The organism is Geminocystis sp. NIES-3708, from assembly GCF_001548095.1.
Lineage (GTDB): Bacteria > Cyanobacteriota > Cyanobacteriia > Cyanobacteriales > Cyanobacteriaceae > Geminocystis.
On record NZ_AP014815.1, the window covers coordinates 2079129 to 2094046 of the forward strand.

At 33.4% G+C, this 14918-nt stretch carries 13 protein-coding genes; 7 read left to right on the forward strand and 6 right to left on the reverse strand.

Annotated elements, in window-relative coordinates; translation table 11 throughout:
* Positions 1–2 precede the first annotated feature (2 nt).
* Together rsmI and gap are read left to right on the forward strand one after the other, a co-directional pair.
* Positions 3–836, forward strand: a complete 834-nt coding sequence (rsmI, locus tag GM3708_RS09200) for a 16S rRNA (cytidine(1402)-2'-O)-methyltransferase (RefSeq protein WP_066345864.1) — start codon at positions 3–5, stop codon at positions 834–836.
* A gap of 168 nt (positions 837–1004) precedes the next feature.
* Positions 1005–2018, forward strand: coding sequence for a type I glyceraldehyde-3-phosphate dehydrogenase (gap, locus tag GM3708_RS09205; RefSeq protein ID WP_066345866.1), 1014 nt, complete (start codon positions 1005–1007; stop codon positions 2016–2018).
* A gap of 64 nt (positions 2019–2082) precedes the next feature.
* Here the strand turns inward: gap and GM3708_RS09210 are convergent, their stop codons facing one another.
* Entirely contained in the window at positions 2083–2259 is a 177-nt protein-coding gene (locus GM3708_RS09210) for an NblA/ycf18 family protein (protein ID WP_066345868.1), read from the reverse strand.
* 539 nt (positions 2260–2798) lie between these two features.
* On the opposite strand from GM3708_RS09210, the gene GM3708_RS09215 reads away from it, so the two are divergent.
* The 3 genes from GM3708_RS09215 to rodA all read left to right on the forward strand — a co-directional run bounded on the left by GM3708_RS09215 (position 2799) and on the right by rodA (position 6368).
* A complete protein-coding gene (locus GM3708_RS09215) occupies positions 2799–3365 on the forward strand; it encodes an RNA-binding protein (protein WP_066345871.1) in 567 nt (188 codons plus the stop codon).
* Between the two features lie 562 nt (positions 3366–3927).
* Complete coding sequence (locus GM3708_RS09220; protein ID WP_066345875.1) at positions 3928–4989, forward strand: Mrp/NBP35 family ATP-binding protein; 1062 nt, start codon at positions 3928–3930, stop codon at positions 4987–4989.
* Positions 4990–5141: 152 nt separating this feature from the next.
* A complete protein-coding gene (gene rodA / locus GM3708_RS09225) occupies positions 5142–6368 on the forward strand; it encodes a rod shape-determining protein RodA (protein ID WP_082714048.1) in 1227 nt (408 codons plus the stop codon).
* Positions 6369–6653: 285 nt separating this feature from the next.
* Here rodA and GM3708_RS09230 read toward each other — a convergent pair whose 3' ends face one another.
* Positions 6654–8828 (reverse strand): glutamine synthetase III, encoded by a 2175-nt coding sequence (locus GM3708_RS09230; protein WP_066345877.1) that lies wholly within the window; start codon positions 8826–8828, stop codon positions 6654–6656.
* A 244-nt stretch (positions 8829–9072) separates the two neighbouring features.
* Between GM3708_RS09230 and GM3708_RS09235 the strand changes: the two genes are divergently transcribed.
* Together GM3708_RS09235 and GM3708_RS09240 are read left to right on the forward strand one after the other, a co-directional pair.
* Positions 9073–10146: a TrkA family potassium uptake protein gene (locus tag GM3708_RS09235; protein ID WP_066345878.1), complete on the forward strand. Its 1074-nt coding sequence runs from the start codon at positions 9073–9075 to the stop codon at positions 10144–10146.
* Between the two features lie 212 nt (positions 10147–10358).
* Positions 10359–12074, forward strand: coding sequence for an ammonium transporter (locus tag GM3708_RS09240; protein WP_066345879.1), 1716 nt, complete (start codon positions 10359–10361; stop codon positions 12072–12074).
* An 8-nt stretch (positions 12075–12082) separates the two neighbouring features.
* Here GM3708_RS09240 and GM3708_RS09245 read toward each other — a convergent pair whose 3' ends face one another.
* The 4 genes from GM3708_RS09245 to GM3708_RS09260 form a co-directional block, all read right to left on the reverse strand.
* Positions 12083–12904, reverse strand: coding sequence for a lysophospholipid acyltransferase family protein (locus tag GM3708_RS09245; RefSeq protein ID WP_066345881.1), 822 nt, complete (start codon positions 12902–12904; stop codon positions 12083–12085).
* Positions 12905–13004: 100 nt separating this feature from the next.
* Positions 13005–13475, reverse strand: coding sequence for an MEKHLA domain-containing protein (locus GM3708_RS09250; RefSeq protein WP_066345883.1), 471 nt, complete (start codon positions 13473–13475; stop codon positions 13005–13007).
* A 49-nt stretch (positions 13476–13524) separates the two neighbouring features.
* Positions 13525–14628 (reverse strand): glycine cleavage system aminomethyltransferase GcvT, encoded by a 1104-nt coding sequence (gcvT, locus tag GM3708_RS09255; RefSeq protein WP_066345885.1) that lies wholly within the window; start codon positions 14626–14628, stop codon positions 13525–13527.
* A 52-nt stretch (positions 14629–14680) separates the two neighbouring features.
* Positions 14681–14872, reverse strand: a complete 192-nt coding sequence (locus tag GM3708_RS09260) for a hypothetical protein (RefSeq protein WP_066345887.1) — start codon at positions 14870–14872, stop codon at positions 14681–14683.
* Positions 14873–14918 lie beyond the last annotated feature (46 nt).

A 14918-nucleotide genomic window follows, 5' to 3' on the forward strand; every position in this document is an offset into this window, starting at 1 on the left:
TTGTGACAGGAATACTTTACCTTGTAGCTACTCCCATTGGTAACTTAAAAGATATAACATTTCGTGCTATCGAAACCTTGCAAACCGTTGATTTAATCGCCGCTGAAGATACTAGACACACCGCCAAGTTATTAAATCATTATCAAATCAAAACCCAGACTATCAGTTACCATCAGCATAATCACCAAGCTAGAGTTAGTGAATTAATCACCAAATTATTAAACGGTTTAAATATTGCCTTGGTAACTGATGCTGGAACACCAGCTATTTCAGATCCGGGTTATCATTTAGTATTGGCTTGTATTGAATCCAATATTAACATTATACCCATACCCGGTGCGATCGCTGCTATTAATGGATTAGTCGCATCAGGATTACCCACCGAAAAATTTTGTTTTGAGGGATTTTTGCCAACAAAAAAGAAATTAAGAGAAGAATTATTAAATAAATTACAAACAGAAAAACGCACTCTCATTTTTTATGAAGCCCCCCACAAATTACAGAAAACTTTAACAGATTTAGCTGATTTTTTGGGTATAAATAGAAATATTTGTTTGGCAAGAGAATTAACTAAAATTCATGAAAATTTTTGGCGTGGTAATCTACAAAAAGCTATAGAATTTTATCAACATCATGAACCAAAAGGCGAATATACTATTATTATCGAAGGAAATAAGGAACAAGAAGAAATTGAATTATCAGAAACTCAAATTAAAGAAGAAATTGAAAAATTATTAAAACAAGGTATGAGTAAAACTGAAGCTAGTCAAAAATTAGCTAAATATACTAACTTATCTCGCCGAGAAATTTATCAATTAATGATTAGTAAAAATTAGGAATTATTTAATCTTTTTTTAATGGCAAAAATCATAAAGTTATGCTTAAGCAAATATTGCAAAAATCATAAAAAAAAGAGTTGATAAAAATAGAATCACAAAATAGAATTAAAGTGATTGTTCTAAAATTATGCAATCATTTGTTCTTAAAAATTAAGAGAGTTTTTCATGTCTAAAATAAAAGTAGCTATCAACGGTTTTGGCAGAATTGGTAGATTAGTATTTCGTGCAGGAATTGATAACCCTAACATTGAATTTGTGGGAATTAATGATTTAGTGCCACCAGAAAATATTGCCTATCTTCTTAAATATGACTCTACTCACGGTAAATTTAACGGCACTGTAGAGGCGAAAGAAAATGGCATCGAAGTCAACGGTAAATTTATTCCCTGCGTTTCCGTGCGTAATCCTGAAGAATTGCCTTGGGAAGAATATGGTGCAGAATATGTTGTGGAAGCCACAGGTTTATTTACTGATTATGAAGGTGCAGGAAAACACCTCAAAGCGGGAGCAAAAAAAGTTGTAATTTCAGCACCTACAAAAGATCCTGAAAAAGTAGCTACCTTATTAATGGGAGTCAATCATGAAAATTATCATCCAAGTAGCCATGATGTAGTTTCTAATGCTAGTTGTACTACTAACTGTTTAGCACCTATCGCCAAAGTATTAGACGATAACTTCGGTTTAACAGAAGGTTTAATGACTACAATCCACGCCATGACAGCTACTCAACCCACCGTTGACGGGCCAAGTAAAAAAGATTTTCGAGGCGGTAGAGGGGCAGCCCAAAACATAATACCATCTTCCACAGGGGCGGCTAAAGCAGTAGCCTTAGTATTACCTCAACTGAAAGGAAGATTGACAGGTATGGCTTTTAGAGTACCAACTCCTAACGTTTCCGTAGTAGATTTAACCTTCCGCACAGAAAAAGCCACCAATTATCAAGGCATTTGCGAAGCCATGAAAAAAGCCTCTGAAACTGACTTAAAAGGTATTTTAGGTTACACTGATGAAGCCGTAGCATCATCCGATTTTGTTACAGATTCCCACTCCAGTATATTTGACGCTGGAGCTGGAATAGAACTTAACTCTAACTTTTTTAAAGTCGTTTCTTGGTATGATAATGAATGGGGTTATTCTAACCGTATGATAGATTTGATTTTATTTATGGCGAATAAATAATCAGTAATGAGTAATTAACAGTTGATAGATAAATTGTTCATTGTTAATTATTCATTGTACTTTGTCAGAGTCCCCATTGATGTTTAAGGACATCCTTATACACATTTTCCCTAACTAACATTTCCTCGTATAATTTAATTAAAAAATCTGCCGCTTGTTCTCTACTCATATTTTGGACTTGAGTTTGAAAAGAACGTAAATTGAACTGTTGCTCTAACGATAATCCCATCGAATTAGACATAATCTTAGATTCTCCTTTACTTTAGAACTAAAACTTGTTATTCTTGATCAAGGGTAAGCCAGAAACACTTTCCTTGAATAAAATAACCTCTTTAATAAATATCATAGCAAAAACTACTAAACTGCTCATTTTGAACAATGAGTATAAATACTTATTATAATTCGATAATTTTGATCTGGGGTAAATGTTAAAATTCCCTAAAAATAAAATTCGATTAAAAAGGTAGTTATAACTATGTTAGGATTTAAGGACTAGACATAGCTTATAGTAAAGGTAAAACATTTAAAAAACTCCAGATTATTCTAAATCAAACAACAAATTAAACAAAACTTTGATAATTAAGTTGAGAATAAAGCAATCAATGATATGTGAGTCTTTATCGGATGATAAGACACAATTTAATAATCAAAAATAAAATAGAGTTAGTGATTCAAAGTAATTTACTAGCTCGTTTATTGTGAATATTTGAGTTAATCTGTGGTAATTTTATAAATCTTAGAAAAATTAATTGCAATATAAAAAAATAGGAGAAAACTTCAATGTCAGTACGTCTTTATGTTAAGTTACCAAAGGCAGAATTAGAAAAAGAAGGTTTTGAAAAAATGTTCAGTGAATTTGAGCCTTCTTTCACCACTAAACTGATAAAAGAACGTAAAAAAAATGAGTGTCGTGGTTTTGGATTCGTAACGGTGCCCACCGATGAAGATGCTGATTTATTTATCAGTAAATACAATAATCAAGTTTTTATTTACAACGACGAACCTTTTAAAGATGAAAACGGAGCTGATTTTGTATTATTAATCGAAAAAGCCTTACCTCGCACTAAAGGTGAGAAAGAGGAAAATGGAACTGTCACAGAAGGTAGTGAAGATCAATCTGGAGCTGAGAATAAAGTAGCGACTCCAGAAATAGAAACCGTTAAACCTAGCCGTCGTGAAGGTCCTAAAAAAACCACCACGAAGAAATCTCGTGGAAAAAGTAACGGTGGTGCTAAACCTAAAGGTGATAGATCTGTTTCTGTCTCTGAATCAATCCAACCCGATCCTCGTTGGGCGAATGAGTTAAGTAAATTAAAGGAAATGTTTGCTGCTCAAACTTCTAACTAAATTCCTCTGTCCATAATATCTTTCATGTCAGAAAAAAACTCCCGTTGAATTTGGCAACAAAAACATTACAAATCAACGGGTAATAAACTTTGACCAGCAAAAAAATATCTTAATTCCTTATTTTTGAAAAGTTTTTTGACGCTCAATACATTTTTATAGTTGAGTAATCGTGACATCCCATAACTAGCCACAAAGTAATGTATAGTGAATAGTTAAACAAATAGGTTACTCTTGCTTATTAACAAAAACCACAATTAAACAAGTAAGAAACCTTACCGATAGAGCATATTTTGATTGATTAACAAAAAATATAATCTTTCTGTCTGACTGTTAGCACCTCTCCCAAGTCAGTTATTACCTATTTTTAGATAGAACTCAGATATTTACTAAGATTTATCAAGATTAGTTTAGTTAAGTGTATGTGAAATGAGAATAGCCCGTTACAATTGAGATTGCATTTAGTGACTCAGTATCAATATCTTGACCATTTTACATTGATATTTGATAATAAATATTATTTTATCTATAGACTAAATTCTATATTAATTGATTGTCAAAAATTATGTTGAATCAAGAATCTATTTTAGAGGTTTTAAAACCCGTCCAAGATCCAGAATTACAAAAAAGTTTAGTAGAATTGAACATGATCCGTAATATAGCGGTGAAAGATGGTGATGTTAGTTTTACCCTCGTTTTGACTACTCCAGCGTGTCCATTACGGGAGTTTATTCGAGAAGATTGTGAAAAAGCCATTAAAACATTAGAAGGAGTTAATTCAGTTACAGTTGAAATCACAGCCGAAACTCCTCAGCAAAAGCCTTTACCTGATAGGCAATCGGTGAATCAAGTTAAAAATATTATTGCTATTTCTAGCGGTAAAGGAGGAGTGGGAAAAAGTACTGTTTCAGTCAATGTTGCTGTTGCCCTTGCCCAAATGGGTGCAAAGGTAGGTTTATTAGATGCTGATATTTATGGACCGAATGCACCTACAATGTTGGGTTTAAATGATGTACCCATTGAGGTAGAAAAATCGTCATTAGGAGATATTTTACAACCTGCCTTTAATCATGGTATTAAAATGGTTTCCATGGGTTTTTTAATTGATCCTGATCAACCCGTAATGTGGCGAGGTCCAATGCTAAACGGAATTATACGTCAATTTTTGTATCAAGTCAATTGGGGAGAATTAGATTATTTAATCGTCGATATGCCACCGGGTACAGGTGATGCTCAATTAACTTTAGCACAAGCAGCCCCTCTTGCTGGTGCAGTAATTGTAACAACACCTCAAACCGTTTCTTTACAAGATGCTCGTCGAGGTTTAAAAATGTTTGAACAATTAGGCACAAATATTTTAGGATTAGTAGAAAATATGAGCTATTTTATCCCCCCTGATATGCCTAATAAGAATTATGACCTTTTTGGCTCTGGTGGCGGTGAAAAAGCATCAAAAGAGTTAAATGTACCTTTGCTCGGTTGTATTCCATTAGAAATTTCTCTCCGAGAAGGTGGAGACGTTGGTATTCCTATTGTAGTGGGTAATCCTGAATCAGCTTCGGCGATCGCTCTGACAAAAATAGCTCAACAAATCGCCGCTAAAGTCTCTGTAATGGCATTAAAGTAATTAATAATTAATAATTGTTTTAAACTGAGATCTTGCACCTTCAATAAAACTACTTAATAGATATAGTGAAGAAAATCAATTTAAAATAAATTTGAGTAAATTATTATAATATTTTCTGTGTCTTAATCTTTATTAATGATCAATTAGCAAACGTGAATGATACTAAAAATCTCGATTGGTTTCTCATTAGTTTAGTTATTGCTATTAGTAGCTTCGGTAGTTTAATTATTTATAGCACTCAAATTTATAAACAGGGTACAGATTGGCAAAGTCAACTAATTATGGTTGTTATTGGCTCAATTATATTACTGGGTTTATCAAATTATCGTTATGAACTATTGCTAAAGTATCACTGGGTTACTTATCTTATCACTAATCTTCTTTTATTAGCGGTCATTTTTGCTGGTACAACGGTTAATGGTGCTCAAAGTTGGATTAATATTCTTGGTTTTCAATTTCAACCTTCAGAATTTGCTAAAGTCGGTTTAATTATTTCTCTGTCTGCTTTTTTACATTATCGAGATGCTTCAAAACTCTCTAATTTTCTGCCTGTGATTGCCATAGTTGGTTTACCTTGGGTGTTGATAATGATTCAACCTGATTTAGGCACAGGGTTAGTATTTGGAGCGATTACTTTAACCATGTTATATTGGGCAAATGCGAATTTAGGTTGGATTTTATTAATTTTATCTCCCCTTATTTCCGCTTTTTTGTTTAATATTATTTTTCCCCTCTGGCTCATTTTCGTGGTTGCCATGATTTTGATTGCTTGGTTTACCCTTCCTTATCGTTTTAAGCATATTTGGGCTTTAATTACATTATTCTTGAATTACTTAGCAGGACAATTAGGGCATATTTTTTGGGATTTATTAAAACCTTATCAAAAAGATCGTCTCACTTTATTTTTGACTCCTGAAAAAGATCCTCTCGGTGGCGGTTATCATTTAATACAGTCAAGAATTGCCATTGGTTCAGGTAAAATTTACGGTAATGGTTTTCTTGACGCTACCCAAACTCATCTTAACTTTGTGCCTGAACAACATACTGACTTTATCTATAGTGCGATCGCAGATCAATTTGGTTTTATTGGTGGTATCACTATCTTAATCGTGTATTGGTTAATTTGTTGGCGTTTAGTGATGATTGCGATGCGATCAAGAGATAATTTTGGATCATTATTAGCGATAGGAGTATTAGCGATGATTGCATTTCAAACCATTGTAAATATTGGAATGACCATGGGATTAGCACCTATTACAGGCATACCTTTACCTTTATTAAGTTATGGTAGATCATCTTTACTAACAAATTTTATCGCTTTTGGTTTAGTTGAAGCAGTAGCTAATGCCAGAATTATGAAAATAGCTAAGTCTCGTTAATAATAGGCAATGGCTGAATTGGATATAAAGTTATCGTCTAAAATGAAACTAGAAGACTACAGGGAGAGGAGCAAATTGACTTAAACATTATTAAAATTTATTCTCGATAATTATTTATCAAATTCAATTCAGTTTTTTTTACTATCTCCTAACCCTTGTCTCCTGGCTTCACCAAAGATTTTATGTAAAACTGAGGCATATAATCAATTAAATGATCAATCAAGAATAAAGGCAGAAATGTAAATCCTGCCCCAATCAAAAATTAATTTTTCAACTAAAATCAAGCTATTTGATGAATAACATCTCCTGATAAGTAGGTAAAGGCCATAATTCATCGGCAATTTCTTCTTCTAAAGCATCAGCATATTTGCGCACTTCATCCATTAATGAACGAATAGTTGTGGCAAAATATTTCAGATGAGCTTCTGTGCTCTCAAAGTCATGTTTAGAAACAGCATCACTTAATTTTTGAACTTCTGCCATCATAGAATCTGCTAATTCTGAGACTTTTTTAACGGTGGTTTTATCAATTTCAATGCCAATATCTTTAAGACTAGCCATGGTATTGGTAAGACTAGATAAATATTTCATCGCTGCGGGGTAAATGGTGGTTTTAGCAATGCTAATGACTAATTTTGCTTCTACCTCAATAGATAATAAATATTGTTCGGCATAAACTTCAAAACGGCTTTCTAACTCTTTTGGAGAAAGGACACCCATTTTCTGGAATAATTCTTCAATATGTTTTTCTTTTAACACAGGTAAAGCATCAGCAGTAGTAGGTAAATTCTTTAAGCCTCTTTCCTCAACTGCCATTTTATGCCATTCAGAAGAGTAACCATTGCCACCAAAAATTACATTTCCATGTTCTTCCATAATTTCCTTGAGGATCTTATGAATAGCTGTATTTAATTCTGTACCTTTGTTTAATTCAGCTTCTAATTCTCCAGCGATCCAATCCAAAGATTCTGCTAAGATTGTGTTCATAGCTACCAACGGACCTGCTACAGATTGATGTGAACCAACGGCACGAAACTCGAAACGATTGCCCGTAAAAGCAAAGGGAGATGTACGATTTCTGTCACCCGGATCCATCGGAATTTCTGGTAAAGTATCGACACCTATATTCATGGTTTCAGCCGCTTTTGAGCTTTTTACTTCTCCTTTGAGAATTTGCTCAAAAACATCTTCTAATTGTGATCCTAAATATACAGATATAATAGCAGGAGGAGCTTCATTTGCCCCAAGACGATGATCATTACTTGCTGTAGCTACCACCGCCCGTAATAAAGGTCCATATTTATGAACACCTCGAATCACCGCACCACAGAAAACTAAAAATTGTGCATTAGCATGGGGAGTGTCACCCGGATCTAATAAATTACCTTGAGTAGCATTGCCGACAGACCAGTTAACGTGTTTACCAGAGCCATTAATTCCAGCGAAGGGTTTTTCATGAAGTAGGCAAGTAAAACCATGTTTTTTCGCCATTTTACGTAAAATTGTCATGGTTAACTGTTGATGATCTGTTGCCACATTCGCCGCTTCAAAAAAAGGTGCTAATTCAAATTGTCCGGGGGCAACTTCATTATGACGAGTTTTGGCTGGAATACCTAAACGATACATGGATTCTTCCACATCCTGCATAAATACTTGTACTCGTTCAGGAATTGCTCCAAAATAATGATCATCAAATTCTTGTCCTTTAGCAGAAGGTTTACCAAATAATGTTCTTCCTGCTAATAATAAATCTGGGCGACTATGGGCAAAATTGGAGTCCACTAAAAAATATTCTTGTTCTGCACCACAACTAGAATTAACGGGAGCTATATCTTTATGACCTAATAATTTTAATACTTTTTGGGCAGCCTTATTCATGGCAGCATTTGATCGCAACAGAGGGGTTTTTTTATCTAACGCTTCACCTGTCCAAGAAACAAACACGGTAGGAATACATAAAGTTACGCCATTATCAGTTTCCATGACATAAGCGGGGCTGGTGACATCCCATGCTGTATATCCTCTGGCTTCAAAAGTAGAACGAATACCACCATTAGGGAAAGATGAGCCATCAGGTTCGCCTTTTACTAATACCTTACCAGCAAATTCAGAAATTACAGAACCATCTCCTTGTACTGAGACAAAACCATCATGTTTTTCAGCCGTGGAGTTAGTGAGAGGATAAAAAACGTGGGCATAATAAAGAGCTTTTTTGGAAATCGCCCAATCTCTCATGGCAGTAGCAACCACATCGGCGATGGACATATCAAGGGGTTCACCTGTTTGAATCGTCTTTTTTAAAGATTTGAATATTGTTTTGGGAAGACATTCTTGCATCTTACTGAGGGTGAAAACATCTTTTGCCCACATATCTTCTAACCGTTTCGGGGTGTTAAACGGTTTAATTTCTCGATTTGTAATCTGATAAATGGCTTGAACCCGTGAATTATTTCCGCTCATAACTAACTTTATTTTAGACAATGTTTTATCATAACTAAATATGGGTTTAAAAAAAAGTTCATCAGTAACAATTTTTAGATTTGTTTCAGATTAATAAAGTAATGTCAATTTAGAAAACAAAGGTATAACTTGATGATTTATTATCTAAAATTGATTTTAATATTAATTTTGGTTTTTTTTTAATAGATAATAAAGTGTCTAATCTCAGGGATATAATCAATAAAATAGATAGCAAAATTAAGCAATGCAAGGTTCTTTTAGAAAAGTTATTATCGGATCAATTTTTTTTGTTACTACTATAATTATTGCTATCATTGGTTATGTTTCTTTTGGTTGGTCATGGCTTGAATCGATTTATATGGTTGTGATCACAATTTTTGGAGTTGGTTATGGAGAAGTACAACCTTTAGAGACTCCTGCCCAAAGAATTTTTACCATGTTTGTAATTGTTGCTGGTACATCATCGGCAGTTTATGGCGTAGGAGGCTTTATTCAAATGGTGACGGAAGGAGAAATAAATCGGGCTTTTGAAGCTGATAGACAAAGGAAAACTTTAGCAAATTTAGAAAATCATGTTATTATCTGTGGTTTTGGACATATAGGACAAGTTTTAGCAAAACAACTAGAAGAAGCAGACGAATTATTTGTTGTTATTGATAATGATGCAGAAAATTTGAGTACTGCTAAAAATAGATCTTATTCAGTGCAAGAGGGAGATGCCACTGACGAAAATGTACTGATTAGTGTCGGCATTGAAAAAGCAAAAGTATTAGCTACTGTTTTACCTAATGATGCTACTAATGTTTTTATCACTCTTACGGCAAGGGAATTAAACCCTGATTTAGTTATTTTAGCTAGAGGAGAACTTCCTAGCACAGAAAAAAAATTGAGGTTGGCGGGAGCAAATCATGTGGTTTTACCAGCGAGTGTAAGCGGTTTACGCATGGCAAATTTAATCACTTCCCCTAGTATGGTGGATTTTTTAGCTCAAAAAGAAGAACAAAATTATCTCAATGATTTATTAATGCAAATTAATGTTCAAATTGAAGAATTAGTAGTTGGTCATACTTCTCGTTTAGTGGGAAGAACTGTCAGAGAGCTAGAAATTAGGGGAAAAGGGGCATTTATTGTGGTGGCTTTAAGACGAGGAAATGAACCTTTAATTACTCATCCTAATCCATCTTTATTACTCAATTCTGGCGATATTTTGATTGTATTAGGGCATCAAGAAGATTTACCACAATTCGCTCGTTTTTATCAACTTAATCGTAATAATCAATCTCAAGGAATTAAAAGTTCATACAACGACAGGGTTTGATTTCAACCTCTATATAAATAAAGTATTTCCATCTTTAATTATGTTACTAAGATATATCTTTACTCACAAGATTTATAAGTATTTATCCCAGTCTCCTAGTCTTAGGAAATCACCTTTTCAGCAAAAGCTATTCATAAACGGTGTCTCAGTTATCATTTAATTGATCAAAAAAATGTCATAACTCATATTGTTAACTAGACTTACCTACTTAGATGATTGATCAACTTTGGTTATTAATTTGTTCTGGATTAGTGTTATTAATGCAAGGCGGTTTTATGTGTCTTGAGTCGGGATTAACTCGCTCAAAAAATAGTATTAATGTAGCTGTAAAAAACTTTGCCGATTTTGCGGTATCTGTCTTGTTATTTTGGGCTTTTGGCTATGCCTTAATGTTTGGAGTTTCTCAAACAGGGTGGTTTGGCACAACTAATTTTTTCTTTTCTTCCTCCACACAACCTTCAATAGCCGTCTTTTTTATCTTTCAAGCTATGTTTTGTGGTACTTCTACTACTATCATCTCAGGAGCAGTAGCCGAAAGATTACAATTTATTGCTTATTTAATTGTTGCTATTCTTGTTTCAGCTTTTATTTATCCTTTATTTGGTAATTGGGCATGGAATGATCATGGTTGGCTGAAGGAAATAGGTTTTATTGATTTTGCTGGAAGTACTGTTGTTCATAGTATTGGAGCATGGGTAAGTTTAGGCACATTGATGGTTATTGGCGCTCGTAATGGACGATTTTCGGCAGGAAAAATCAATAAAATTCAAGGCTCAAATTTACCTTTTGCGGTGTTAGGTGCTTTACTTTTATGGGTAGGGTGGATTGGTTTTAATGGTGGTAGTACTTTTGCTTTAAACGAAAAAGTTCCTGATATTATTCTTCATACCATTCTTTCAGGAGTGGGAGGTATGATTTGCGGTATGATTCTGTCTTATGTTCAAAATCAACGTATTGAAGTAGAAGAATTAATTAATGGTAGTTTAGCTGGATTAGTAGGGATTACAGCGAGTTGTCATCTAGTCTCAAGCCCTGTAGCTTTAATGATAGGTGTTAGCAGTGCTGGTGTCACGAATTTAGTTTCTGGGAATCTTAAACGCTGGGGTATTGATGATGCGGTGGATGCTGTGCCTGTTCATGGTGGGGCAGGTATTTGGGGTACAATTTGTGTGGGTTTATTTGGCAATTTAGAGTTACTTAATCATAGTCGTGGCACTCAAATTTTAATACAGTTAACAGGGATAAGTGTTGCTTTACTTTGGGCTTTTGGATTAACTTTTATCTTATTGAGTCTCATTAATCGTTATTACTCTTTACGGGTATCGGCGGAAGATGAGGAAGTCGGTTTAAATATTTCTGAGCATGGAGCAAGTACTGATACTTATGAACTATTTAGTGTCATGGACACACAAGCAAGAAATCAAGATTTAACATTACGTGTACCTGTACAACCTTTCACGGAAATTGGACATATAGCTCATCGTTACAATCAGGTTATGGATGCTTTAGAAGTAAATCATCGTCAAAATGTGGAATCTTTAGAAGAACTTTACACTATAACTGCCACTGCTGTGTCTGCTATTGAAAATAATTACTTTCAGCCTTCAGATTTTGATGATTTTTGCGATCGCCCTGATGATTTAGGTATCTTAGCACGAGCATTACAACAAATGTTAGAAAAATTAAATAAACAACAAAAAGATTTAATCTGTGCGCAACAACAACTGACTTTAGCAGAAAAAGATAAAGAAAAATTAATTCAAGATATTATTATGAAAATTTTAGAAACTCGTTTTCCTGAAAATAACGAGAATATTATTAATCTAATTAATAGTCTTTCCTTGGCTGAAAAAATTAATCTTATTTCTGAAACTTTAAAAGTAAAAAAAATAGACGAATTATCTTTGTTAATTAATAATTTACAATGACAATAAAATTATACTTTATTATATAAAGTATTTAATTCTTTTTGCATACTATTGACTACTAAATCATAACATTCTTGCACATAAAAGCGATCATTTCGAGCTTCTTCTCCATAACGTTCAAAATAAATAGGAGAACAAACTTTAGTGGTCATAGAAACAGGTAATGGTATATTAGGTAAGGGACCAAAAGCTAAACCCCAAGGTAAACCTAAATAAATAGGAAAAGTTTGAGGATCAAGATCGAAAATCCAAGGAAATAAACCTCTTTTATTAAGTTCTTTTGCTTGTTCATATAAGTCTGCTAAAACAAAAATACTTTCATGAGCACCTTTAGAAACTAACGGTACAATGGGTAAAGAATAACGTAAAGCTAGTTTAATAAATCCTTTTCTACCAACGAATTTTATTTTATTTCTTTCTGAATAAGGACGAAATACATCTTCTGCACCTCCGGGATAGACTAACACACTAGCATTATTTTCAATAGCACTGATTGCCATTTTCGGATTAGCACGAATAGCTCCAGTTTTAGCGGCAAGACGAGTTAAACCTTGATAAGCTGTCCATGCAATAGGGTGCATTAAACCGTAGGCTAAACGATCAGTACCAAAACGCCTAAACCAATCATACATCATCATGACCATATCAGGGGCGGCAATACCACCATTATGAGAGCCCACTAATAAAACTTGTCCTTCGGGAATATTTTCCCAACCACTGGTTTCTACTCGAAAATAATATTTATAAAGAAATTCCCATAAAGGCATTAATTGTTCTATAGTTTTAGGATCTCTTTGTGTTAATGACCAACCAAAATTTTTTTTATCCATTTATTTGATAATAATTAAAAATAAATAATCTGTAGAGATGAATAATACTCACTCAATTAATCAGAAAAAAAGAAGGAATAAAACCTTAAAAATATATTACTTATATTAACTGTTCCCATTGAGAAAATGTCGCTGCTTGTCCACAAAATTTGCCTTCATTATCGGTTAAATTCCAAAGAATTATATCTTTTATATAATACCTTTTGCCCGTACTAGAAATTCTAACACCACCATAGTTACTGATATACCCTTTTAAGTTCGCTTCTTTTAATAATCCATCTCTTTCTTCTCTTGATATGGGTTGAGTAGTATTTTTTGAGGGAGTTTTTATTAATTCTTCCCAACTCATTTCCCATAAATTTAAAGCTTTTTGATTACCATAATTATAAATAGGATCTGAATTATTATTATGAGATAAAACTACGAAATCGGCATAAAATAAATTTTTAGCTTCAGTCAGCTTCTCATGGTTATTTCTCTCTATTAAAGGCTTTCTTAGTAACTTTTCATAACTATTTAAAATAATTTGTGTCCAATTAATAATTTCTTTGTTTTCCCAGATTTCTTTCATAACTATTTACTTATTAAAAATTAAAAATTGAGGTATGATCAATAAATAATTAAAAACGACTATAAAATGGCTTTTTAACTACTGTAGCTGGATATAAATTACCCCTAATTTCCACTGTTAATTTTTGTCCTATTTTACTATAATTATACGGTACATAACCAAGAGCGATCGCCTTATTTAAGGTAGGAGATAATGTCCCACTGGTAATTTTTCCCACCATTTGATTATTAATGATAATAGGATAATCATGACGAGCGATATATTTACCTTCCATTTCAATGGCAACTAAACGCTTTTTGACTTTTTCTTGTTTTTGTAGGGCTAAAATTTCTTTGCCGATAAATTCATGATTCATATTTACTATCCATCCTAAACCAGCTTCTAAGGGTGTTATTTCTTCATTCATCTCTTGTCCATACAATCCCATACAGGCTTCTAAACGAAGGGTATCACGACAGCCTAAACCGCAAGGAATAACGTTATTGTTAAGAAAATATTGCCATAATCTTTGAGCAATAGAAGGAGAAGTCATAATTTCAAAACCGTCTTCTCCAGTGTAACCAGTACGAGCAATAAAAATTTTTTCTTGGTCAATTTCTGTGGTGAGATGTCCAAAACTAGGGATGCTTTCTAAGTCTTCGGTGAGAAGAGGATTAAGATATTCAAGAGCTTTTTTTCCTTGAAGGGCAATTAAGGCTAAGTCTTTTGAATTATCTTTTAATTCGATGTCTTGATTATACAAATTTTCTGTTAACCAATTCCAATCTTTAGCCGTAGTTGAAGCATTAACGATTAATATTCCTGATTCGATTTTATCTTCATTTTGTCCTTGATAATAAAAAATAATATCATCAATAATGCCGCCTTTATGGTTTAATAAGACTGAATACTGGGCTTTTCCTTTCTCTAAAATTCTTAAGTCAGAAGGCACAAGATAATTTAAACTGGATCGTAAATTCTTTCCTTGTAAAGAAAACTTACCCATATGAGAAATATCAAACATCCCAACGGATTCTCTTACTGCTTGATGTTCTTTTTTTAAACCACTATATTGTAAAGGCATTTCCCACCCTGCAAAATCTGTAAATTTAGCCTTAGATTGGCAGGATAAAGAATAAAGAGGTGTGTGTAGTAAGTTTGATGATTCAGTCATGTTGATTGATGGGATAATGAAGTTAATCATTGACCATTATCCCATGAAGTCACTATTCCTCCAGTAAAATTTCCCCTTCTGTTACCAGTTGTTGTAATTCTCGCCAAAGTTGTGCTTCTTCAGGGGTAACGATTTTATCTTCATAAATAGCTTGTTTAATCATTTTACTTTCCGCACGAGATAATCTGCCATCAGCTAAGGCATTTTCAATCATTTTTTTGATTTTATTAATATCTTCAGACATAATTGATTAATTTTATTGCATAGTTTTATTGCATCAACATTCTATC

What these genes read in the sequence shown, in the direction of transcription:
- GM3708_RS09210 (WP_066345868.1), bottom strand. Translation starts at nt 2,259, where the DNA reads ATGTCTAATTCGATGGGATTATCGTTAGAGCAACAGTTCAATTTACGT.
- GM3708_RS09250 (WP_066345883.1), bottom strand. Translation starts at nt 13,475, where the DNA reads ATGAAAGAAATCTGGGAAAACAAAGAAATTATTAATTGGACACAAATT.
- GM3708_RS09240 (WP_066345879.1), top strand. Translation starts at nt 10,359, where the DNA reads ATGATTGATCAACTTTGGTTATTAATTTGTTCTGGATTAGTGTTATTA.
- gap (WP_066345866.1), top strand. Translation starts at nt 1,005, where the DNA reads ATGTCTAAAATAAAAGTAGCTATCAACGGTTTTGGCAGAATTGGTAGA.
- GM3708_RS09235 (WP_066345878.1), top strand. Translation starts at nt 9,073, where the DNA reads ATGCAAGGTTCTTTTAGAAAAGTTATTATCGGATCAATTTTTTTTGTT.
- GM3708_RS09220 (WP_066345875.1), top strand. Translation starts at nt 3,928, where the DNA reads ATGTTGAATCAAGAATCTATTTTAGAGGTTTTAAAACCCGTCCAAGAT.
- GM3708_RS09215 (WP_066345871.1), top strand. Translation starts at nt 2,799, where the DNA reads ATGTCAGTACGTCTTTATGTTAAGTTACCAAAGGCAGAATTAGAAAAA.
- GM3708_RS09260 (WP_066345887.1), bottom strand. Translation starts at nt 14,872, where the DNA reads ATGTCTGAAGATATTAATAAAATCAAAAAAATGATTGAAAATGCCTTA.
- GM3708_RS09245 (WP_066345881.1), bottom strand. Translation starts at nt 12,904, where the DNA reads ATGGATAAAAAAAATTTTGGTTGGTCATTAACACAAAGAGATCCTAAA.
- gcvT (WP_066345885.1), bottom strand. Translation starts at nt 14,628, where the DNA reads ATGACTGAATCATCAAACTTACTACACACACCTCTTTATTCTTTATCC.
- GM3708_RS09230 (WP_066345877.1), bottom strand. Translation starts at nt 8,828, where the DNA reads ATGAGCGGAAATAATTCACGGGTTCAAGCCATTTATCAGATTACAAAT.